The organism is Promicromonospora kroppenstedtii DSM 19349, from assembly GCF_000515355.1.
Classification (GTDB): Bacteria; Actinomycetota; Actinomycetes; order Actinomycetales; family Cellulomonadaceae; genus Promicromonospora; species Promicromonospora kroppenstedtii.
Window position 1 is genome coordinate 70,201 of sequence record NZ_KI911634.1, and the last position, 1,020, is coordinate 71,220.

At 73.2% G+C, this 1,020-nt stretch carries 1 protein-coding gene; it reads right to left on the reverse strand.

Translation table 11 applies throughout. The features are described 5' to 3' along the window. Nucleotides 1-158: 158 nt before the first annotated feature. Nucleotides 159-1,020, reverse strand: an 862-nt coding sequence (locus PROKR_RS06775) for an endonuclease/exonuclease/phosphatase family protein (RefSeq protein WP_036960983.1), incomplete at its 5' end; no start/stop codon positions are given.

The window sequence follows — 1,020 nt, forward strand, 5'->3', positions numbered from 1 at the left end:
GTAGGTGCCGGGGACGACGCCGGGTGCCGGCGGGCGCAGCCCGAGGTTGGACGGGGCGTCGAGGACGGCAACCCGCCTGGTGGCGGCGTGGTCGGTGCGGGTGGGCGCGGGCATGCGCCCATGCTGCCCGGCGCGGGCAGCATGGGCACCATCGTTTCTCAGCCGATGCGGAGCAGGGCCTGGACCGGGGTGTGGTCGCTCGGGTAGCGCCCGTCCCTGGTCCAGGTGTTGATGGCGGCCGAGCGCACCTCGACACCGGGGGTGGCCAGGATCCAGTCGATCCGGGTGCCCTCCGGGTTCGGGGTCCCGTAGTTGGGGAACGTGCCCACGTATGGCGTGAGCTGGCGGGCGGCGGCGGCCCAGGTGTCCTGCAGCCCGCCCTCGGTGACCAGCACGTCGTACGGTGCCGAGGCCTCCGCGGCGGCGTTGCAGTCGGCGGTGAAGACGACGGGCAGGCCCGCCTCGGCCACCTGGTCGCGCACCATCTGCGCGCTGCGCACCCGGGCGTTCTCGGCCTGGTGGTCGAAGTGCGAGTTGATGTGCACGAAGTCGCGGCCGGTCGCCTCGTCGTGGAACTCGGCCCAGGTGACGATCCGGGTCACGGTGTTGCCCCATGTCGCGGAGCCGATCAGGTCCGGGGTGTCGGACAGCCAGAACTGGTCCCACCATTTCACGGTCAGCCGCCGGGCGTCGTAGAAGATGCCGGAGTACTCGCCGCCGGCGCCGCCGTCCCGCCCGAAGCCCACCATCCGGTAGTGCTTGCCCAGCCCGGCCTCGATGGCGGGGAGCTGGTGGAACAGCACCTCCTGGACACCCAGGACCGTCGGCTGCTCCAGCTGGAGGAACGCGGTGGCCAGCGGGGCCCGCTCCGGCCAGTAGTCGGGCTCGCCCGGCTGTGTCTGACCCACCCGGTCGTAGCGGACGTTGAAGCTCATGGCGTGCAGCAGGTCGCCGCGGGCGGGGCCGATCACCGGCTTGCCGCCCGGCGCGGGCCGCGCCACGGCCGGGTTCGCCAGCGCG